The organism is Nocardioides sp. CPCC 206348, assembly GCF_048654705.1.
GTDB lineage: Bacteria > Actinomycetota > Actinomycetes > Propionibacteriales > Nocardioidaceae > Nocardioides.
The window spans coordinates 23923-43635 of the sequence record NZ_JBMCZA010000042.1; the positions used below are offsets into that span (position 1 = coordinate 23923).

The window sequence follows — 19713 nt, forward strand, 5'->3', positions numbered from 1 at the left end:
GCCGGTGGCTCACTTGTAGCGGTAGACGATCCGTCCACGGGAGAGGTCGTACGGCGAGAGCTCCACCACCACGCGGTCCTCGGGGAGGATCCGGATGTAGTGCTGGCGCATCTTTCCGCTGATGTGAGCGAGGACCTTGTGGCCGTTGCTCAACTCCACGCGGAACATGGCGTTCGGAAGGGCCTCCACGACGGAGCCCTCCATCTCGATGACGCCTTCCTTCTTGGCCATGTCTCACAATCTTGTTGGGAACAGTTGTCTACCGGTGGCCCGGGAACCTCTCCCGTGTCCCGGACCCCAGGGCACGCCTGAGGAGCGGGTGAAACGAGAGTGGACCTCGCGAGTTGTGCACCACACACGAACCCACGTTGGACCGACACGCCAGTTTATGCATTCCGACCCGTGAACACCCAATCTGCGAGCCCTCGGGGGTCAGCCGGCGAGCAGGGCCAGGGTCTGCTCGCGCGCCGCTGCGGACCGCGGGTCACCCCCGGCGAAGGCACCCCCGACCGGGTTCACCATCACTTCGTCGACGTCGTACGTCGCCGCGAGCGATTCCAGCGCCGCGCGGGCCGACGAGGGGTCACCGATCACCCAGCGGCTGCGCATGGCGTCGATCAGCTCCTGGTGGCCGCCCGGCAGGCCCGCCTCGACGATCAGCTCGGCGTCCTCGACCACGCGCTGGGCGGCCAGCGGCCGGCCCGTGCGCAGCGCCGCCATCTGGAGCAGCTGCGGCAGCGCGAGTCGCTCGGCCTCCTCGGCCGTGGGCGCGACCGAGGCGTTCACGGTGAGGAAGGTGCGCGGCTCGGCCAGCGTGGCGGACGGCTGGAAGGTCGAGCGGTACAGCGCCAGCGCCTCCTTGGTCCCCGAGCCGCTGAAGTGGTGGGCGAAGACGTAGGGCCGGCCCTTGGCCGCGGCGAGCTGGGCGGAGTAGTCGGAGGAGCCGAGCAACCAGATCTCGGGCACCGACGTGGCCGCCGGCGTCGCCTTCAGCACGTGCTCGCGCCCGCGCAGGGCCAGGCCCACGCCGGCCGGTTCCATCATGGCGAGCACGTTGTCGACGTACTCCGGGAAGCGGGAGACCGCCTCGTCCGTGACACCGCCGGCGCCGTGGCGCAACGCCCAGCTCGTCACCGGGTCGGTGCCGGGTGCTCGTCCGATGCCCAGGTCGATCCGTCCCGGGAACGTCGCCTCGAGCAGCGCGAACTGCTCTGCCACGACCAACGGAGCGTGGTTCGGGAGCATCACTCCCCCGGAGCCGACCCGGATCCGGTCGGTCACCGAGGCGATCAGGCCGATCAGCACCGCCGGGTTGGTCGCGGCGACGGCCGGCATGTTGTGGTGCTCGGCGATCCAGAAGCGGCGGTAGCCGAGGTCGTCGGCCGTGCGCGCCAGGGACAGCGTGGCGGCGACCGCGTCGCCCGTCGACTGGTCGCTGCGGACCGGCACGAGGTCCAGGACGGAGAGGTGGGGGCCGGAGGTTGTCATCCCTGACCCAAGGCGTACGACGCCCCGGACATTCCCTCAGTCGTCCGACGTGGCGCTGCGCTTGGCGAGCAGCAGACCGGCGCCGAGCGCGAGCAGGCACAACACCCCGAGCACCATCAGGTCCATCAGGTAGTGACCGCCACCGCCGAGGGCGATCCAGTCCTCCTTGTCGGTCCCCTCGGTCTCCCGCGTGAAGTCCATCGCGGAAGCCGCGGCGGCATACCCCCAGCGCGACGGGGACAGCCAGGCGATCTGCTCGAGCAGGACGCGGCCGGCGATCTCGAAGAGCGCACCCGAGAGCACCAACTGGACCATGACCATGCCGACCAGCGCGGGCATCGTCTGCTCCGTGCTGGTCACCACCGCGGACAGTGCCAGGCCGATGACGACCATCGTGAAGGTCAGGGACGCGATCGCGATGGCGACCCGCAAGGTGCCGATGTCGCCGTCCGCGCCCGGCAGGCCGACCGTCGCGAGGAACGTGACGAGGAGGCCCTGGACGAAGCCGGCGGTCCCGAGGACCAGCACCTTGCTGATGAAGTAGACGCCCGGCGAGAGGCCGACGGCGTACTCGCGCTTGAAGATCGGGCGCTCCCCCACCAGCTCGCGAATCGCCAGCGCCGTGCCCATCAGGCACGCCGCGACGATCAGCACGATCAACCGTTGGGAGGCCTCGCCGGTCGCGAAGGACTCGACCACCGTGCCGTCGGGAAGGGTGCGCTCCCGGCGGGTCACGTCGAGGGAGAGGCCGTTGCTGCCCGGCACCAGCCGGCTGAGGCCGCCGAGGATCAGGGGCAGCAGGATCAACATGCCGAGCAGCAGCTTGTCGGCGAAGACGACCGCCAGGTTGCGCTTGATCAACGTCGACAGCTGGCGCGCCACCGACTGGCGCGGCGGGGCCGGCACCGAACCGGCATGGGACTGACGCGGGACCGACGAGGTGTCGACCGCGTGCTGCGGCACCGGGATCCGGCTCCACAGGTCGGGGTCGTCGAGCAGGTCGAAGACCTCGGGGTAGTTGGTCTTCCCGAAGTGTGCGAGTACGCCGGCCGGCGGGCCGAAGTAGGCGATCCGGCCGCCCGGCGCGAGGACCAGGACGTTGTCGCACACGTCGAGCGCGAGCACCGAGTGGGTCACCACCATCACGACACGACCGTCGTCGGCGAGGCTGCGCAGCTGGCGCATGACTTCGAGGTCCAGGCCGGGGTCGAGGCCCGACGTCGGCTCGTCGAGGAACAACAGCGGCGGCGCCGTGAGCAGCTCGGTCGCGATGGAGACCCGCTTGCGCTGACCGCCCGAGAGCTGGGTGCCGATGCGGTTCTCCATCCGCTGCACCAGCTGGAGCTGGTGCGCGACGTGGTTGACGCGGGCGTCCCACTCCTGCGCCGTGGTGTCCGGCGGGAGCCGGAGCTGGGCCGCGAACCGCAGGCCCTGTCGCACCTTGAGCTGCGGGTGCAGGATGTCCTGCTGCGGCACGAGGCCGATCTGGAAGCGCAGCTGGTCGTAGTGCTGGTAGAGGTCGTGGCCCTGCCAGATGACCCGGCCGTGGCTGGCGGGCTTGAGGCCGGTCAGCGCGCCCAGCAAGGTGGACTTGCCGGCACCCGACGGGCCGATGACGGCCGTCAGGCTGCGCGGCTCGAGCTTGAACGAGATGTTCTCGATCAGCCGCTTGCCCCCGGCGACGACCTGGGTGAGGCCGTCGGCGTACAGCGTGAACTCGTGGGCGGTCGCCGAGGCGACCAGCTGGTGGCCGTCCCAGCGGAAGGTCTGGTTCCCGACGATGACCTCGGACCCGACGGGGAGCTGGACGGCGCCCTGCAGGCGGTGGCCGTTGACGAAGGTCCCGTTGAACGAACCCAGGTCGTGCAGCACCGCCAGGCTCGTCGCCGTCGGCGGATCGAGACGCGCATGGCGCCGGCTGACGAGTGCGTCGTCGAGCACGATGTCGTTGGCGTGGTCGCGGCCGATGCTCAGGGAGCGACCGGCCTGCACCTGGGCAGGCAGGACCACGGAGTGCCCGTGCGGGAGCTGTCCCGGGGGCAGCACGCCCACCGGACGCCAGGCGTCCACCGGCGCACCGCTGGCCGGCACCTGCGGCGGCGGCAGGTTCTTCCAGAACTCGCCGCCGAGCTGTTCGGGCTGGGGCGTCGGTTGCGGCGTCGGCTGTGCGTTGGGCTGGGGGGTCGGCACGGGCCGGGAGGACGGCGTCGGCGGCTGGTACGGCGGTGGTGCCTGGTGCTGGACCGGCGGCGCCTGATGGGCCGACGGGCCGCCGTACTGGCCCACGAGGACGGTCACGACGACGGCCTCGCCCGCGGGACCGCCCATGTGCAGGCTGACCGGACCGCCCCGCAACGGCAGCCGCGTGATCCGCTCGCCGGCGACGAAGGTCCCGTTGCTGCTCGAGTCGACGACCACCCAGGCGCCGTTCTCGACCTGGATGACGGCGTGGTGGCGCGAGGCGCGGCCGTCGGTGACGGGTACGTCGCAGTCGAGCTCACGGCCGATGACGACCCGCGGACCATCAAAGGTCCGGGTGGTACCGGACCACTGCACCTGGAGTCGGTCCACGGAGTCCTCGTCGGTCGGTTGCGGGAGCAGGCTGACGTCACGCAACCCTAGTGGATGTCGCGACGCCAGCCAGGCAAACCGTCAGCGCCAGTCGGGCCCGGTCGTGTCGTCGACGTCCTCGGCCACCGCGGGAACGGTGACTCCGGCCTGCTCGTCCCGGCTCGCACGCCACAGGCTCGCGACTCCGGTGACGATGAGCGTCACGATGATGACCCCGAGGCTGAACAGCGACGAGATCTCCGGCGCACCGTGCACGCCGTGACCGTCGTTGATGAACGACAGCTCGTTCTCGTGCAACGCGTGCAGGACCAGCTTGACGCCGATGAAGGCGAGGATGAACGCCAGGCCGAGCGACAGGTAGACGAGCTTCTGCAGCAGGCCGCCGAGCAGGAAGTACAGCTGGCGCAGGCCCATCAGCGCGAACACGTTGGCCGTGAACACGAGGTACGGCTCCTGGGTGATGCCGAAGATCGCGGGGATCGAGTCCAGCGCGAACAGGATGTCGGTGACACCGAGCGCGATGATGACGATCAGGATCGGCGACACGAAGCGAACGCCGTTCTTCGTGTACCAGAGGCGCAGGCCGTGGTACTCGTCGCCGACGTTGAGGTGCTTGCGGGCGAAGCTGACGACGGCGTTGTCCTCGGGGTGCTCGTCCTCGTGGCTGCCGTAGGACTTGACCAGCTTGAAGGCGGTGTAGACCAGGAACGCACCGAAGATGTAGAAGACCCAGCTGAAGTTCTCGATCAGCGTGTAGCCCAGCGCGATGAAGATGCCGCGGAAGATCAAAGCCAGCACGATGCCGACGAGCAGCGCCTCCTGCTGGTATTTCCGCGGGACCTTGAGGGCCGCCATCAAGATGATGAAGACGAACAGGTTGTCGATCGACAGGGAGTACTCGGTCAACCAACCGGTGTAGAACTCGATGCCGTAGTCGTGGCCGTGGTGGAGCCAGACGAACAGGCCGAAGGCCAGCGCGGCGCCGATGTAGAAGGACAGCGCGATCGCGCATTCCTTCATCGTGGGCTCGTGGGGATCGCGCGCGATCACAACGATGTCGAAGAGCAGGACACCGATGGTGGCGGCGATCGTGATGGTCCACTCGAGGGTGGTCACGTCCATGGAAACAGTCCTCTTTCAGGGGGCTGGAGCGGTCAACTAGATCGCCCGAGGTCTCTTCCGCTGCCCCCACCAGCACGCTGGTGGGACAACCCACGGGACCGGATCGAACGGCGACGTTCGATCGTGATGACGAGCCCGCAGCGAAGGAATACTCCCCTCAAGTGGACCGATCCTCCCATGGTGGTCGGGCGCAGCACTAATCGACTACGAGACCGCTGACCCTTGCCATGGTGGCGAGCTTGGCGCCGGTCTCGCGCACCTCGGAAGCGGGGTCTGACCCCGCCACGATGCCCGCCCCGGCGAACAGGCGCAACCGGTCGCCGTCGATGACGGCAGCGCGGATGGTCACGGCGAACTCGCCGTCTCCGTTGCCGTCGACCCAGCCGACACAACCAGCGAACCAGTCGCGCAGGTCGCCCTCGAGGTCGGCGATCACGGCGTTGGCAGCAGCCGTGGGTACGCCGCCCACGGCAGGCGTGGGGTGCAGGAGCTGGGCGAGGCGCAACGCGCTGGGGCCGTCGGCACCGACCGCGAGGCGGGCCCGGATCGGCGTGGCGAGGTGCCAGACGGTGTCGGTCGAGAGCAGCTCGGGGGTGGCGGGGTACTCGATCTCGACGCACACGTCCTTGAGGGCGTGCACGATCGCCTCGACGACGAAGGCATGCTCGGCGAGGTCCTTGGCCGACTCCCGCAGGCCTGCGGCTCGCGCCGCGTCCTCGGCTGCGTCGGCAGAGCGGGGTACCGAACCGGCCAGCGGCGTGCAGGAGATGTCCAGGCCGTCACGACGGACCAGGAGCTCCGGGCTGGCTCCGACCAGGATCGGGCCATCGGCCGGGGCCGCATCGTCGCTCACCAGCGGAACGCTGAAGACATAGCGCCCGGGTCGCGTCTGCAACAGGCGGTCGATGATCTCGGCCGGCACCAGCGGCGGCGAACTGATCACGTCGAGGCAGCGACCGAGCACCACCTTGTGGAGCGAGCCGTCCGCGATCTTGGTCAGCGCCGTCTCGACCATCCGGGCGTACTCGTCGGCCGTCGGGAACTCGGTGACCTGGTACGTCCGGTCCACCGCCAGCGGAACCGTCGGCCGCTGCAACGCGTGCTCGGCTCCGACCACCTGGTGCGCAAGGCCGGGCGCTCCGGCAGCGAAGGACAAGGCGCACAGCGCCCGCTCCCCCGGCGCCAGGGCCGCGACGACCTCGTCGGCCCACCCGACATCAGCCCCGTCGGGCGTGGTCCACGTGTGCACCACCCGGCTGGCGACGTACGCCTCCTCGCCGGAGGCGAAGAGGAAGGGCCGGGCGGCGAGGGCCGCAGGTGTGATCGGGTCCCGCGCCATGGATCCAGCCTAGTCCTCGCCGCCGAACGGGACGCCGAGCGCCTCGAGGCGGGACCGGCCGCCGTCCTCGGCGGTCAGCACCCACACGCCGGAAGCGGTGAGGGCGAAGGTGTGCTCGTAGTGGGCTGCCCACCGGCCGTCCGAGGTGACCACCGTCCACTCGTCGTCAGCGATGTCGGTGTCATCGGTGCCGAGGGTGATCATCGGCTCGACGGCCAGCGCCGTGCCCTGCTTCAGGCGCGGACCACGGCCGGCCCGACCGCGGTTGGGCACGTCCGGCTCCATGTGCATCTCGGTGCCGATGCCATGGCCGGTGTAGCCGTCGACGATGCCGTAGTTGCCCCGGCTCAGCACGTAGGACTCGACCGCGGCCGAGATGTCGCCCACCCGGCCACCGATGCGGGCGGCGGCAAGGCCGCGCCACAGGGACTCCTCGGTGACGTCCATCAGGGTCGCGACCTCGGGACGGACCTCTCCGACGGCGACCGTGATGGCGGCGTCGCCGTGCCAGCCCTGGACGATCGCACCGCAGTCGATGGAGATCGCGTCGCCCTCGACCAGCACCCGGTCGCCCGGGATGCCGTGGACGACCTCGTCGTTCACCGACGTGCAGATGCTCGCCGGGAACGGCGGGACGCCGTACCCGAGGAACGACGGGATCCCGCCCTGCTGGCGGATGCTCTGCTCCGCGAGCGCGTCGAGCTCGGCCGTCGTGACGCCCGGTCGTACGGAGTCACGCAGCAGGCTCAGGGTGCGGCCGACCACGAGGCCGGCCACACGCATCGCCCGGACCTGATCGGGAGTCTTGATCTCGATCCGGTGGTCGAAGAGCACGCGGACAGGTTCAGCTCTGGTCGATGTCGTCCAGCGCAGCGAAGATGCGCTGCTGGACTTCGTCGACCTCGCCCATGCCGTCGACGGAGACGACCAGGCCACGCTCGCTGTAGGACGCGATGAGCGGCTCGGTCTCCTCGCCGTAGACCTCGAGGCGGCGTCGAATGACGTCCTCGTTGTCGTCGGCGCGACCCTCGATCTCGGCGCGCTTGAGCAGGCGGCCGATCACGGCCTCCTGGTCCACCGTGAGCACGAGGACGGCGTCGAGCTTGTGGCCCGTCGCCTCGATCATCCCGTCGAGCTCGGTGACCTGGGCCAGCGTGCGCGGGTACCCGTCGAGCAGGAAGCCGGCGTCGGCGTCCGGGTCGGCGATCCGGTTGCGGACCATCTTGTTGGTGATCTCGTCGGGCACGTACTCCCCGGCGTCCATGTAGCGCTGCGCCTCGACACCCAGCGGGGTGCCCTGCGCGACGTTGGCGCGGAAGATGTCGCCGGTCGAGATGGCCGGAACACCGAAGTGCTCAGCGACCGCCGTGGCCTGCGTGCCCTTGCCGGCCCCGGGGGGACCCATGATCAGAAGCCTCAACGCAAGAATCCTTCATAGTTGCGCTGCTGGAGCTGGCTCTCGATCTGCTTCACCGTATCGAGGGCGACACCGACCATGATCAGAATGGAGGTACCACCGAACGGGAAGTTCTGGTTGGCGTCAATCAGCACGAACGCGATCAGCGGCACGAGCGAGATCAGACCCAGGTAGAGAGCGCCCGGCAACGTGATGCGGGACAGAACGTAGGACAGGTAGTCCTGCGTCGGCTTGCCCGCCCGGATCCCGGGGATGAAGCCGCCGTACTTCTTCATGTTGTCGGCCACCTCTTGCGGGTTGAAGGTGATCGACACGTAGAAGTAGGTGAAGAAGATGATGAGCAGGAAGTACGCCGCCATGTGCACGGGGTGGCCCTGGTCGACGAGGTACTCGTTGACCCACCGGATGATCTGGTTCGGGTTCTCCTGGTTGAACTGGACCGCCATCGCCGGCAGGTAGAGCAGCGACGAGGCGAAGATGACCGGGATGATGCCGGCCTGGTTCACCTTGAGCGGGATGTAGGTGGAGCTGCCGCCGAACATCTTGCGGCCGACCATCCGGCGGGCGTACTGCACCGGGATCCGGCGCTGCGCCTGTTCGATGAAGATGACCGCGGCCACGATCACGAGACCGATGATCACCACGATCGCGAAGGTCCACCAGCCCTGGCTGATCTTCACGGCCCAGAGTCCGGCCGGGAAGGTCGCGACGACCTGGGTGAAGATCAGGATCGACATGCCGTTGCCGACGCCGCGCTCGGTGATCAGCTCGCCGAGCCACATGATCACCGCGGTGCCCGCGGTCATGGTGACGACCAGGACGAGGAAGGTCTTGGTGTTGTCGCTGTGCAACAACGGATAGAGCGTGTTGTCACAGCCCTGGAGGAGGTTGCCGGTGCGCGCGAGCGCGACGATGCCCGTCGCCTGCAGCACGGCGAGGCCGAGCGTGAGGTACCGCGTGTACTGCGTGATCTTCGTCTGACCGGCCTGACCCTCCTTCTTGAGGGCCTCGAGGCGCGGGATCACGACGACGAGCAGCTGCAAGATGATGCTCGCGGTGATGTAGGGCATGATGCCCAGCGCGAAGATCGTGAGCTGGAGCAGTGCTCCACCGGAGAAGAGGTTCACCAGGCTGTACAGGCTGGCGTTGCTGCCCTCCTGGACGACGTCGATGCACTTCTCGACGTTGGCGACATTGACGCCGGGGGCGGGGATCTGCGAGCCGGCCCGGAAGATCACAATGATCATCAGGACGAACAACAGCTTGCGCCGAAGGTCCGGGGTCCGGAAGGCGTTCACGAACGCGCTGAGCACTCGGGTCCTCTTCTCTTGCTCCTGGCCTTGTGGCCAGCGGGAAGCCTAACAGGGGGTTCCGCACCCCCCGAGGGGGTGCCGGGGAAGTTCCGGGGACGTGCAGGAGAAGCGCAAAGGGCGCGGAGACCTCGGGAGGTCACCGCGCCCCTTGCAGCGTCATCACAGAACCGTGACGGTCCCGCCGGCGCTCTCGATCTTGTCCTTGGCCGAGGTGGAGAACGCGTCAGCGCTCACCGTGACCTTGACCGTGAGCTCACCCTGGCCGAGCACCTTGACGGGCAGGCCCTTGCGGACCGCGCCCCGTGCAACGAGCGTCTCCGGGGTGACGTCGCCACCCTCGGGGAACAGCGCGCTGATCTTGTCGAGGTTGACGACCTGGAAGGTCACCTTGAACGGGTTCCGGAAGCCGCGAAGCTTCGGGAGCCGCATGTGGATGGGCATCTGCCCACCCTCGAACGCGACCGGGACCTGGTAACGGGCCTTGGTGCCCTTGGTACCACGACCCGAGGTCTTGCCCTTGGATCCTTCACCACGACCAACACGGGTCTTGGCAGTCTTGGCACCCGGCGCGGGGCGCAGGTGGTGCAACTTGAGCGGGGTCATTGTCACTCGCCTCCGACGACCTCGACCGTCACCATGTGACGGACGGTGTGGACCATGCCCCGGATCTCGGGACGGTCCTCCTTGATCACGACGTCGCCGATCCGCTTGAGGCCAAGGCTCCGCAGCGTCTCACGCTGGTTGAACTTGGCGCCGATCTTCGACTTGGTCTGCTGGACCTTCAGCTGTGCCATCAGGCCGTCACCGCCTCAGGTGCAGAGGTCTTGGCCGCGGCCGCAGTGGCCTCGCCCTCGGCCTGAGCCTTGAGCAGCGCCGCCGGGGCGACGTGCTCGACGGGCAGACCACGACGCGCGGCAACGGTCTCGGGCATCTCCAGGAGCTGGAGGGCCGCAACCGTGGCGTGCACGATGTTGATCTGGTTCGACGAACCCAGCGACTTGCTGAGGACGTCGTGGATGCCGGCGCACTCCAGGACGGCGCGCACCGGACCACCGGCGATGACACCGGTACCGGGGGCGGCCGGACGCAGGAACACCACGCCGGCAGCCTTCTCGCCCTGAACCGGGTGCGGGATCGTGCCCTGGATGCGGGGGACGCGGAAGAAGTTCTTCTTCGCCTCCTCGACACCCTTGGCGATCGCCGCGGGAACTTCCTTGGCCTTGCCGTAGCCGACGCCGACCAAACCGTCACCGTCACCGACGACCACGAGGGCGGTGAAGCTGAAGCGACGACCACCCTTCACGACCTTGGCGACGCGGTTGATGGCAACGACGCGCTCGACGTACTGGCTCTTGTCGGCGCCGCCACGGCCGCCGTCGCGACCGCCACGGCCGCCACGGTCGCCGCCCGAACGCTGTCCGCGCTGGGGTCCGCTCATGATTTCTCCTCAGTCCTGTTCGCGGTCAGAAGGTCAGGCCGCCCTCGCGGGCGCCATCAGCCAGGGCCGCGATGCGGCCGTGATACTTGTTGCCGGACCGGTCGAAGACGACCGACTCAACGCCGAGTTCCTTGGCGCGGGCGGCGACAAGCTCGCCGACCTTCTTGGCCTTGGCCGTCTTGTCGCCCGCGAGGGAACGCAGGTCGCCCTCGAGGGTCGAGGCAGAGGCCAGGGTCTTTCCGACCAGGTCGTCGACGACCTGGGCGGTGATGTGCTTCGTCGACCGGGTGACCACCAGGCGCGGACGCGCGGCAGTGCCGGAAATCTTCTTGCGGCCCCGGATCTGGCGACGCAACCGTGAGGATGCGCGCGCAGAGAGGTTCCGCTGGTGCTTCAGAGTGATCGCCATGTCACTTACCAGCCTTTCCGACCTTGCGGCGGACGTGTTCGCCGGAGTACCGGACACCCTTGCCCTTGTACGGCTCGGGCTTGCGAAGCTTGCGGATGTTGGCGGCAACCTCGCCGACCAACTGCTTGTCGATTCCGACCACTGAGAGCTTGGTGGGGCTCTCCACCACGAAGGTGATGCCTTCCGGAGCGTCAAAGATGATCACGTGGGAGTAACCGAGCTGGAACTCCAGCTGGGTCGGGCCCTTCGAGATGACGCGGTAACCCACGCCGACGATCTCGAGCTTCTTCTCGTAGCCCTCGGTGACACCGACGACCATGTTGTTGATGAGCGTCCGGGACAGACCGTGGTAGGCCTTGGACAACCGCTCGTCGTCGGGGCGGATGACGTCGAGGACGCCCTCACCCTGCTGGACGGTGATCGGGGCGATCACCGTGTGGCTCAGGCTGCCCTTGGGGCCCTGGACGTTCACGGTGGCGCCGTCGATCTGGACATTGACGCCCGCGGGGACCGGGACGGGGAGCTTGCCGATGCGCGACATAGTTTCTCTCTCCTAACTTTCCCTGGTCACCAGACGTAGGCGAGGACTTCCCCACCCACGCCCTTCTGGTTGGCCTGACGGTCAGTCAGCAGGCCCTGGCTGGTCGAGATGATCGCGACGCCGAGGCCACCGAGGACCTTCGGGAGGCCGGTGTGCTTGGCGTACACCCGGAGGCCGGGCTTGCTGATCCGGCGGACGCCGGCGATCGAGCGCTCGCGGTTGCGGCCGTACTTGAGGGTGACGGTCAGCAGCTTGCCGACGCCGTTCTCGTTGTCGGCAACGGCGAAGGAGGTGATGTACCCCTCCTGGCGGAGGATCTCCGCGACGCCTTCCTTGAGCTTGCTGTACGGCATGGTCACCGCATCGTGGTACGCCTGGTTGGCGTTGCGCAGACGCGTGAGCATGTCTGCGATCGGGTCAGTCATCGTCATGATGTGTGTTTCCTTCTGCTGCGGTTTCCGTCAGCTCAAGCGGCGGGCGGACCTGCAACGTTGTGATGATGTGGTCTCAGCTCACCAAGAGGACTTGGTGACGCCGGGCAGTTCGCCGCGGTGGGCCATCTCCCGCAGGCAGATCCGGCACAGGCCGAACTTGCGGTAGACCGACTTCGGGCGGCCACAGCGCTGGCAGCGGGTGTAACCGCGGACAGCGAACTTGGGCTTGCGAGCGGCCTTGACCTTGAGCGCAGTCTTCGCCATGTCAGTTCTCCTTGAACGGGAAGCCGAGGTGCTTGAGCAGCGCCCGTCCCTGCTCGTCGTTGGTCGCCGTGGTGACGATGGTGATGTCCATGCCCCGCTGACGGTCGACCTTGTCCTGGTCGATCTCGTGGAACATGACCTGCTCGGTCAGACCGAACGTGTAGTTGCCACGGCCGTCGAACTGCTTGGGCGAGAGGCCCCGGAAGTCGCGGATACGGGGCAGCGCCAGCGAGAGCAGGCGGTCGAGGAACTCCCACATGCGGTCGCCGCGCAGCGTGACGTGCGTGCCGATCGGCATGCCCTCACGCAGCTTGAACTGGGCGATCGACTTGCGGGCCTTCGTGACCGACGGCTTCTGGCCGGTGATCGCGGTGAGGTCGCGGATCGCGCCCTCGATCAGCTTCGAGTCACGCGCGGCCTCGCCGACACCCATGTTGACCACAATCTTGGTCAGGCCGGGCACCTGCATGACGTTGGCGATCTCGAACTCGGTACGCAGGGCGGGGAGGATCTCCTCGCGGTACCTGGTCTTGAGACGCGGGTACACCTTCTCGGCGACCTCGACGTCGGTGGACTCCGTCATCAGATTTCCTTCCCGGTCTTGCGGGAGATACGGACGCTACGCGTCGACGCGTACTCCGAGCCGTCCGGGCGACGCTTGGTGACCTCGACCCGCTTGCTGCCGGTCCGGGTCACGCCGTCACCCTCGACGAGCATCACGTTGGACACGTGGATCGGGGCCTCGGTGGTGATGATGCCGCCGGTGTTGCCCGAACGCCCACCCTGGTCAACGACCTTGGTGTGCTTCTTGATCCGGTTGACACCCTCGACGATCACGCGGCTGTCCTCGCGGATCACCTTGATGATCTTGCCTTCGGCGCCCTTGTCCTTGCCGGCGATGACCTTGACGGTGTCGCCCTTCTTGACATGCAGGTTGGGCTTCTTGCGGACCTGCTCCGCCTTCTTGCGGGCACCCATCACAGCACCTCCGGCGCGAGCGAGATGATCTTCATGAACTTCTTCTCTCGCAGCTCACGGCCGACGGGGCCGAAGATGCGGGTTCCACGGGGCTCGCCATCGTTCTTGAGAATCACCGCAGCGTTCTCGTCGAAACGGATGTACGAACCGTCGGGGCGGCGGCGCTCCTTGACGGTGCGCACGATGACGGCCTTGACGACGTCACCCTTCTTCACGTTGCCGCCGGGAATGGCGTCCTTGACGGTGGCGACAATGACGTCACCGATCCCGGCGTAGCGACGACCGGAGCCGCCAAGCACCCGGATGCAAAGGATTTCCTTCGCACCGGTGTTGTCGGCGACCTTGAGTCGCGACTCCTGCTGAATCATCGATTTCTCCTGGTTGTCGTGCCGGTTCTCGATCGCTCACAGGCGATCGAGCCTGGCCGAACGGATTTACTTCGCGCGCTCGAGGATCTCCACCACGCGCCAGCGCTTGGTGGCAGACAGCGGGCGGGTTTCCATGATGAGGACACGGTCGCCGACGCCGCAGTCGTTCTGCTCGTCGTGCGCCTTCAGACGGCTGGTGCGCCGCATGACCTTGCCGTAGAGCGCGTGCTTGACGCGGTCCTCGACGGTCACGACGACGGTCTTGTCCATCTTGTCGCTGACCACGAGGCCCTCGCGGGTCTTGCGCGCGTTGCGGGCGGTGTCGGTCTGCTCAGTCTGCTCAGCCATCAGTTCTCCTCCTCGGCACCCGGAGCGGTACGAATCCCGAGCTCGCGCTCGCGCACCACGGTGTAGATCCGGGCAATGTCCTTCTTGACCGTACGGAGCCGTCCGTGGCTCTCCAGCTGGCCGGTGGCCGCCTGGAATCGCAGGTTGAACAGCTCCTCCTTGGCCTCGCGCAGCTTGGCCTCGAGGTCGACGTCGTTGAGCTCGTCCAGTTCGTGAGCAGCAGTGGCGTTGATAGCCATCAGAACTCACCAGCCTCTCGCGTGATGAAGCGGCACTTCATGGGCAGCTTGTGGATGGCCCGGCGCATCGCCTCGCGGGCGACATCCTCCGAGACACCGGACAGCTCGAACATGACACGGCCGGGCTTGACGTTGGCGACCCACCACTCGGGCGAGCCCTTACCGGAACCCATGCGGGTCTCAGCCGGCTTCTTGGTCAGCGGACGGTCGGGGTAGATGTTGATCCACACCTTTCCACCACGCTTGATGTGACGGGTCATCGCAATACGCGCGGACTCGATCTGACGGTTGGTCACGTAGTGACCTTCGATCGCCTGGATACCGAAGTCACCGAACGCGAGCGACGTGCCACCCTTGGCAGCACCGCGACGCTTCGGGTGGTGCTGCTTGCGGTGCTTGACGCGACGGGGCATCAACATGGCTCAGGACTCCGATCCGGTGGTCGGCTCCGCAGCAGCCGCCTCGGGAGCAGCGGCCGGGGCGGCAGCGGCGTCAGAGGGCGCTTCGGAGCGAGTCGGGCGGTCGGCGCGCGACCCACGGGTCGGACGCTCACCACCACGGGTGGGACGGCCAGCGCCGCGACCGGGGACACCGGCGCGAGCAGCAGCCTGGGCCTGGCGCTCGGCACGTGTGCCGGCAACCTCGCCCTTGTAGATCCAGACCTTCACGCCGATACGGCCGAAGGTGGTCTTGGCCTCGTAGAAGCCGTAGTCGATGTCGGCACGCAGCGTGTGCAGCGGAACGCGACCCTCGCGGTAGAACTCGGTGCGCGACATCTCGGCGCCGTTGAGACGACCCGAGCACTGGATCCGGATGCCCTTGGCACCGGAACGCATCGAGGTCTGCATGGCCTTGCGCATCGCACGACGGAACTGCACGCGACCGGAGAGCTGCTCGGCAACACCCTGGGCAACGAGCTGAGCGTCGATCTCGGGGTTCTTGACCTCGAGGATGTTCAGCTGGACCTGCTTGCCGGTGAGCTTCTCGAGCTCGCCACGGATCCGGTCGGCCTCGGCGCCGCGGCGACCGATGACGATGCCGGGACGCGCAGTGTGGATGTCGACGCGAACCCGGTCACGGGTGCGCTCGATCTCGACCTTGGAGATACCGGCCCGCTCCATGCCCTTGCTGAGCAGCTTGCGGATCGCGACGTCTTCTCCGACGTAGGCCTTGTACAGCTTGTCGGCGTACCAACGCGACTTGTGGTCGGTCGAGATGCCGAGGCGGAAGCCGTTCGGGTTGATCTTCTGGCCCATTACTTCTTGGCCCCCTTCTTGGTCTTCGCTTCGACGACGTCGGCGGGCTGAACCGCGATGGTGATGTGGCTGGTGCGCTTGTTGATCCGGGTGGCCCGGCCCTGCGCACGGGGACGCCAGCGCTTCATCGTCGGACCCTCGTCGACACGCGCCACGGAGACGACCAGGTCGCCCGTGGGCAGGCCCTCGGTGGTCTCGGCGTTCGCGACGGCGCTCTGCAGCACCTTGAAGATCGTGGTCGACGCCGACTGCGGTGCGAACTGCAGCAGGGTCAGGGCATCGTCAGCGGGCAGGCCGCGGACCATGTCGATGACGCGACGGGCCTTCATCGGGGTGATCCGGACGTAACGCGCGGAGGCGTAGGCACCCGGCTCGTCGCCCAGGATCGACTCCCGGCGCGCGCTCGTGCGGTGGCGCTCGGTGGTGCTCATCGACGGCGCCCCTTTCGGTCTTCCTTGACGTGTCCGCGGTAGGTGCGGGTCGGGGCGAACTCGCCCAGCTTGTGGCCGACCATCGAGTCAGACACGAAGACCGGAACGTGCTTGCGCCCGTCGTGGACCGCAATCGTGTGGCCGATCATCGAGGGGATGATCATGGACCGGCGCGACCAGGTCTTGATGACGTTGTGAGTGCCCTTGTCGTTCTCGGCGTCCACCTTCTTGAGGAGGTGGCCGTCGATGAAGGGGCCCTTCTTGAGGCTGCGAGGCATCTTTCAGTTCCTTCAGCGCTTGTTCTTGCCGGACTTGCGGCGGCGAATGATCTGGGAGTCGCTGGCCTTGCGCTTGCGCGTACGGCCCTCGGGCTTGCCCCACGGGGAGACGGGGTGACGACCACCGGACGTCTTGCCCTCACCACCACCGTGCGGGTGGTCGACCGGGTTCATGACGACACCGCGGACGGTCGGGCGCTTGCCCTTCCAGCGCATGCGGCCGGCCTTGCCCCAGTTGATGTTGGACTGCTCGGCGTTGCCGACCTCACCGACGGTGGCGCGGCAGCGCACGTCGACGAACCGCATCTCGCCCGAGGGCAGACGCAGCGTGGCGCGGGAACCCTCACGGGCGACCAGCTGCGCGCTGTTGCCAGCGGAGCGGGCCATCTTGGCGCCGCCACCGGGGCGGAGCTCGACACAGTGGATCGTCGTACCGACCGGGATGTTGCGCAGCGGCAGGTTGTTGCCGGGCTTGATGTCAGCACCGACTCCCGACTCGACGCGCATGCCCTGGGTCAGGTCCTTCGGCGCCACGATGTAGCGCTTCTCGCCATCGGCGTAGTGCAGCAGCGCGATGCGGGCGGTCCGGTTGGGGTCGTACTCGATGTGAGCGACCTTGGCCGGCACGCCGTCCTTGTCGTAGCGACGGAAGTCGATGATCCGGTAGGCCCGCTTGTGACCGCCACCCTGGTGACGCGTGGTGATGCGTCCCTGGTTGTTGCGGCCACCCTTCTTCGGGAGCGGACGCGTGAGCGACTTCTCCGGCGTGGTGCGGGTGATCTCGGCGAAGTCGGCGACCGACGAGCCACGACGGCCCGGGGTAGTCGGCTTGTACTTGCGGATAGCCATCAGGCCTGACCTCCGAAGATGTCGATGCGGTGGCCCTCAGCCAGGCTGACGATGGCGCGCTTGGTGTCCTTGCGCTTGCCAAGGCCGTGCTTGGTCCGACGGACCTTGCCCGTGCGGTTGAGGGTGTTCACCGAGGTGACCTTGACACCGAAGATCTTCTCGACCGCGATCTTGATCTCGGTCTTGTTGGCGTCAGGGCGCACGACGAACGTGTACTTGTTGTTGTCGAGGAGGCTGTAGCTCTTCTCGGACACGACCGGCGCGATCAGAACGTCGCGGTGGTCCTTGTGCAGGGTGCTCATGCTCAGGCCTCCTTCGAACCGGCACGCTTGAAGCCAGCGGCCTCGGCGTCCTCGGCGGACTTGAAGTAGAACTCGGCGACCGTGGCGTCGTACCACTGGCCGTCGGGCTCGTGGTAGAGGCCCGAGTCGGCGTTGCCCTTGACCTCGTAGCCCTTCGGCGCGGCGCCGCTCTTCAGCGGGGCCTTCGCGCCCGTGGGCAACTCGGCGGTGACGGCCTCGGCGTCGACGAGCGCAACCGGCTCGGCCTTCGCCTTGGGGGCCTTCTCAGCCTTGGGGGCCTTCGCAGCCTTGGGAGCGGCCTCAACGGAGCCACCGGCGACGAACAGGTCGAAGGCGGCCTTGCTGAAGACGATGTCGTCGCTCGCGAGGACGTCGTAGGTGTTGAGCTGGTCGACGGCCACGATGTGCACCTCGGGCGCGTTGCGCAGCGAGAGCCAGGTGACGCTGTCGGTCCGCTCGAGCACCACGAGGAACTTGCGGCGGTCGGTGAGGGCCAGCAGCGAGGTGAGCGCAGCCTTGGTCGACGGCTTCTCGCCGGTGACCAGGGCGTCGACCACGTGGATCCGCTCGTTGCGCGCCCGGTCGGAGAGGGCTCCGCGCAGGGCGGCGGCCTTCATCTTCTTGGGGGTGCGCTGGCTGTAGTCGCGCGGGTGCGGCCCGTGGACGATGCCACCACCGGCGAACTGCGGCGCGCGGGTCGAGCCCTGACGGGCGCGGCCGGTGCCCTTCTGCTTGTAAGGCTTGCGGCCACCGCCGCGGACCTCGCCCCGACGCTTGGTCGAGTGCGTGCCCTGGCGCGCTGCTGCCTGCTGGGCAACAACGACCTGGTGGATGAGGGGAACGTTGACCTCGGCGTCGAAGATCTCGGCGGGAAGGTCAACGGAAACGGTCTTGGCCATGTCGATCAGCCCTTCTTCGCTGCCGTGCGGAGGACGACGACGCCACCCTTGGGGCCGGGAACGGCACCCTTGAGGAGCACAAGGCCCTTCTCGACGTCGACGGCGTGAACAGTGATGTTCTGCGTCGTGACCGTGTCGCTACCCATGCGACCGGCCATCCGCATGCCCTTGAAGACACGACCCGGCGTGGCGCACGCGCCGATCGAGCCGGGCTTGCGGTGGTTGCGGTGGGCACCGTGCGAGGCACCGACACCGTGGAAGCCGTGACGCTTCATGACACCGGCGAAACCCTTGCCCTTGCTGGTGCCGGTGACGTCGATGACCTGGCCGGCCTCGAAGGTGTCAACGGCCAGCTCCTGGCCAACGGTGTACTCGGAGGCGTCAGCGGTGCGGATCTCGACCACGTGGCGGCGCGGCGTGGTGCCGGCCTTCGCGAAGTGGCCGGCCTGCGGCTTGTTGACCTTGCGGCCTTCGATCTCGCCGAAGCCGATCTGGATGGCGTTGTAGCCGTCCGGCTCGGGCTGGCGGACCTGGGTGATGACGTTGGTGCTTGCAGCAATCACGGTCACCGGGACGACGCGGTTGTTCTCGTCCCACAGCTGGGTCATGCCGAGCTTGGTGCCCAGCAGACCCTTCACGTTGCGTTCGAATGTCATCTCAACAACCTCAGAGCTTGATCTCGATGTCGACACCGGCCGGCAGGTCGAGGCGCATGAGGCTGTCGACGGTCTTCGGCGTGGGGTCGATGATGTCGATGAGGCGCTTGTGCGTGCGCATCTCGAAGTGCTCGCGCGAGTCCTTGTACTTGTGCGGCGACCGGATGACACAGAAGACGTTCTTCTCGGTCGGCAGCGGCACCGGGCCGGCGACCTTGGCACCCGTGCGGGTCACCGTGTCGACGATCTTGCGCGCCGAGGTGTCGATCACCTCGTGGTCATAGGCCTTGAGCCTGATGCGGATCTTCTGTCCCGCCATAGGTCTCTCTCGTCCTTTTCGTGTCGTACGTACCGGGCCGGTCAAATCTGTTGGCAGCTCCGACCCCCGAGGTCGGGCGTGTCGCGCCGTTTGACCGGCACACACATCGTTCCCTCGCCATGCCCTGAGTGCTGGCATGGAGAAGCGGAGCTGTTGTTACCTGAATCGGGTCTCACCCCCGAACTCCCTGGTGGAAGATCCGGTGGCGTGCGGTGCGACCAACGTCGACGACCGAAACACGCTCGCAGCGGCACAGACCGGATCACAGATCCGATCACTCCGCGTGGGAGACACGATTCAGAAGTCAAGGTGTTGCTCGCACCCCGACAAACCCATCGGGGCAACCGGAACATCTTGGCAGAGTCCCCCCGGCCCCACCAAATTTACGAGGCAGGTCGCTGGCGGAGCCCGTTCCACGGCGGATGCAAGGATGTCCGCACCGCCCGATCCACCG

Annotated in this window: 29 protein-coding genes; all 29 read right to left on the bottom strand. The window is 67.5% G+C overall.

The genetic code is table 11. The features are described from left to right. Positions 1 to 9: 9 nt before the first annotated feature. Positions 10 to 231, bottom strand: a complete 222-nt coding sequence (infA, locus tag ACOADB_RS01315; protein ID WP_028656368.1) for a translation initiation factor IF-1 — start codon at positions 229 to 231, stop codon at positions 10 to 12. 201 nt (positions 232 to 432) lie between these two features. Next, the gene (locus ACOADB_RS01320) at positions 433 to 1488 is read right to left on the bottom strand and encodes an LLM class flavin-dependent oxidoreductase (protein ID WP_378596118.1); all 1056 of its coding nucleotides are present in this window, start codon (positions 1486 to 1488) and stop codon (positions 433 to 435) included. A gap of 36 nt (positions 1489 to 1524) precedes the next feature. Then, positions 1525 to 4059, bottom strand: coding sequence for an FHA domain-containing protein (locus ACOADB_RS01325; protein ID WP_378596120.1), 2535 nt, complete (start codon positions 4057 to 4059; stop codon positions 1525 to 1527). Between the two features lie 81 nt (positions 4060 to 4140). Continuing rightward, positions 4141 to 5181, bottom strand: coding sequence for a TerC family protein (locus tag ACOADB_RS01330; protein ID WP_378596121.1), 1041 nt, complete (start codon positions 5179 to 5181; stop codon positions 4141 to 4143). A gap of 196 nt (positions 5182 to 5377) precedes the next feature. Further along, positions 5378 to 6520 (bottom strand): isochorismate synthase, encoded by a 1143-nt coding sequence (locus ACOADB_RS01335; protein ID WP_378596122.1) that lies wholly within the window; start codon positions 6518 to 6520, stop codon positions 5378 to 5380. Positions 6521 to 6529: 9 nt separating this feature from the next. Next, positions 6530 to 7354, bottom strand: a complete 825-nt coding sequence (gene map, locus ACOADB_RS01340; protein ID WP_378596123.1) for a type I methionyl aminopeptidase — start codon at positions 7352 to 7354, stop codon at positions 6530 to 6532. Between the two features lie 10 nt (positions 7355 to 7364). After that, positions 7365 to 7940 (bottom strand): adenylate kinase, encoded by a 576-nt coding sequence (locus ACOADB_RS01345; protein ID WP_378596124.1) that lies wholly within the window; start codon positions 7938 to 7940, stop codon positions 7365 to 7367. Continuing rightward, complete coding sequence (secY, locus tag ACOADB_RS01350) at positions 7937 to 9250, bottom strand: preprotein translocase subunit SecY (protein WP_378596125.1); 1314 nt, start codon at positions 9248 to 9250, stop codon at positions 7937 to 7939. Before secY ends, ACOADB_RS01345 begins: the two co-directional genes overlap by 4 nt. Before the next feature lie 159 nt (positions 9251 to 9409). Then, positions 9410 to 9853 carry a 50S ribosomal protein L15 gene (gene rplO, locus ACOADB_RS01355; protein ID WP_056707981.1) on the bottom strand — a complete coding sequence of 148 codons (444 nt, stop codon included), beginning with the start codon at positions 9851 to 9853 and terminating at the stop codon, positions 9410 to 9412. Positions 9854 to 9855: 2 nt separating this feature from the next. Next, on the bottom strand, positions 9856 to 10044 hold the full coding sequence (gene rpmD, locus ACOADB_RS01360) for a 50S ribosomal protein L30 (RefSeq protein ID WP_056707984.1): 189 nt from the start codon (positions 10042 to 10044) through the stop codon (positions 9856 to 9858). Continuing rightward, complete coding sequence (gene rpsE / locus ACOADB_RS01365) at positions 10044 to 10688, bottom strand: 30S ribosomal protein S5 (protein WP_056707987.1); 645 nt, start codon at positions 10686 to 10688, stop codon at positions 10044 to 10046. The genes rpmD and rpsE overlap by 1 nt, the downstream gene beginning before the upstream one ends. Before the next feature lie 25 nt (positions 10689 to 10713). Continuing rightward, complete coding sequence (rplR, locus tag ACOADB_RS01370) at positions 10714 to 11097, bottom strand: 50S ribosomal protein L18 (protein ID WP_056707991.1); 384 nt, start codon at positions 11095 to 11097, stop codon at positions 10714 to 10716. Position 11098: 1 nt separating this feature from the next. Continuing rightward, entirely contained in the window at positions 11099 to 11638 is a 540-nt protein-coding gene (gene rplF / locus ACOADB_RS01375) for a 50S ribosomal protein L6 (RefSeq protein WP_378596126.1), read from the bottom strand. 26 nt (positions 11639 to 11664) lie between these two features. Beyond that, a complete protein-coding gene (rpsH, locus tag ACOADB_RS01380) occupies positions 11665 to 12069 on the bottom strand; it encodes a 30S ribosomal protein S8 (protein ID WP_056707995.1) in 405 nt (134 codons plus the stop codon). A gap of 81 nt (positions 12070 to 12150) precedes the next feature. Further along, the gene (locus ACOADB_RS01385; RefSeq protein ID WP_056151931.1) at positions 12151 to 12336 is read right to left on the bottom strand and encodes a type Z 30S ribosomal protein S14; all 186 of its coding nucleotides are present in this window, start codon (positions 12334 to 12336) and stop codon (positions 12151 to 12153) included. Between the two features lies 1 nt (position 12337). Continuing rightward, a complete protein-coding gene (gene rplE / locus ACOADB_RS01390; protein WP_378596127.1) occupies positions 12338 to 12919 on the bottom strand; it encodes a 50S ribosomal protein L5 in 582 nt (193 codons plus the stop codon). Next, positions 12919 to 13314: a 50S ribosomal protein L24 gene (gene rplX / locus ACOADB_RS01395; protein WP_378596128.1), complete on the bottom strand. Its 396-nt coding sequence runs from the start codon at positions 13312 to 13314 to the stop codon at positions 12919 to 12921. Before rplX ends, rplE begins: the two co-directional genes overlap by 1 nt. After that, positions 13314 to 13682, bottom strand: coding sequence for a 50S ribosomal protein L14 (gene rplN, locus ACOADB_RS01400; protein ID WP_017932847.1), 369 nt, complete (start codon positions 13680 to 13682; stop codon positions 13314 to 13316). Before rplN ends, rplX begins: the two co-directional genes overlap by 1 nt. Positions 13683 to 13748: 66 nt before the next feature. After that, complete coding sequence (rpsQ, locus tag ACOADB_RS01405; protein WP_378596129.1) at positions 13749 to 14030, bottom strand: 30S ribosomal protein S17; 282 nt, start codon at positions 14028 to 14030, stop codon at positions 13749 to 13751. Further along, the gene (gene rpmC / locus ACOADB_RS01410; RefSeq protein WP_056708009.1) at positions 14030 to 14269 is read right to left on the bottom strand and encodes a 50S ribosomal protein L29; all 240 of its coding nucleotides are present in this window, start codon (positions 14267 to 14269) and stop codon (positions 14030 to 14032) included. Before rpmC ends, rpsQ begins: the two co-directional genes overlap by 1 nt. Next, on the bottom strand, positions 14269 to 14688 hold the full coding sequence (gene rplP, locus ACOADB_RS01415) for a 50S ribosomal protein L16 (RefSeq protein WP_056708012.1): 420 nt from the start codon (positions 14686 to 14688) through the stop codon (positions 14269 to 14271). The genes rpmC and rplP overlap by 1 nt, the downstream gene beginning before the upstream one ends. Before the next feature lie 3 nt (positions 14689 to 14691). After that, complete coding sequence (gene rpsC / locus ACOADB_RS01420) at positions 14692 to 15525, bottom strand: 30S ribosomal protein S3 (RefSeq protein WP_378596130.1); 834 nt, start codon at positions 15523 to 15525, stop codon at positions 14692 to 14694. Then, positions 15525 to 15956 (bottom strand): 50S ribosomal protein L22, encoded by a 432-nt coding sequence (gene rplV / locus ACOADB_RS01425; RefSeq protein WP_378596131.1) that lies wholly within the window; start codon positions 15954 to 15956, stop codon positions 15525 to 15527. The genes rpsC and rplV overlap by 1 nt, the downstream gene beginning before the upstream one ends. Beyond that, on the bottom strand, positions 15953 to 16234 hold the full coding sequence (rpsS, locus tag ACOADB_RS01430) for a 30S ribosomal protein S19 (protein ID WP_056708017.1): 282 nt from the start codon (positions 16232 to 16234) through the stop codon (positions 15953 to 15955). Before rpsS ends, rplV begins: the two co-directional genes overlap by 4 nt. Positions 16235 to 16246: 12 nt before the next feature. Next, the gene (rplB, locus tag ACOADB_RS01435) at positions 16247 to 17083 is read right to left on the bottom strand and encodes a 50S ribosomal protein L2 (protein WP_056708018.1); all 837 of its coding nucleotides are present in this window, start codon (positions 17081 to 17083) and stop codon (positions 16247 to 16249) included. Further along, positions 17083 to 17385 (bottom strand): 50S ribosomal protein L23, encoded by a 303-nt coding sequence (gene rplW / locus ACOADB_RS01440; protein WP_056708020.1) that lies wholly within the window; start codon positions 17383 to 17385, stop codon positions 17083 to 17085. Before rplW ends, rplB begins: the two co-directional genes overlap by 1 nt. Positions 17386 to 17387: 2 nt before the next feature. Then, on the bottom strand, positions 17388 to 18284 hold the full coding sequence (gene rplD, locus ACOADB_RS01445) for a 50S ribosomal protein L4 (RefSeq protein ID WP_378596132.1): 897 nt from the start codon (positions 18282 to 18284) through the stop codon (positions 17388 to 17390). Between the two features lie 5 nt (positions 18285 to 18289). Next, entirely contained in the window at positions 18290 to 18940 is a 651-nt protein-coding gene (gene rplC / locus ACOADB_RS01450) for a 50S ribosomal protein L3 (RefSeq protein ID WP_182379745.1), read from the bottom strand. Positions 18941 to 18950: 10 nt separating this feature from the next. Further along, positions 18951 to 19259: a 30S ribosomal protein S10 gene (rpsJ, locus tag ACOADB_RS01455; RefSeq protein ID WP_007078637.1), complete on the bottom strand. Its 309-nt coding sequence runs from the start codon at positions 19257 to 19259 to the stop codon at positions 18951 to 18953. Positions 19260 to 19713: the final 454 nt, after the last annotated feature.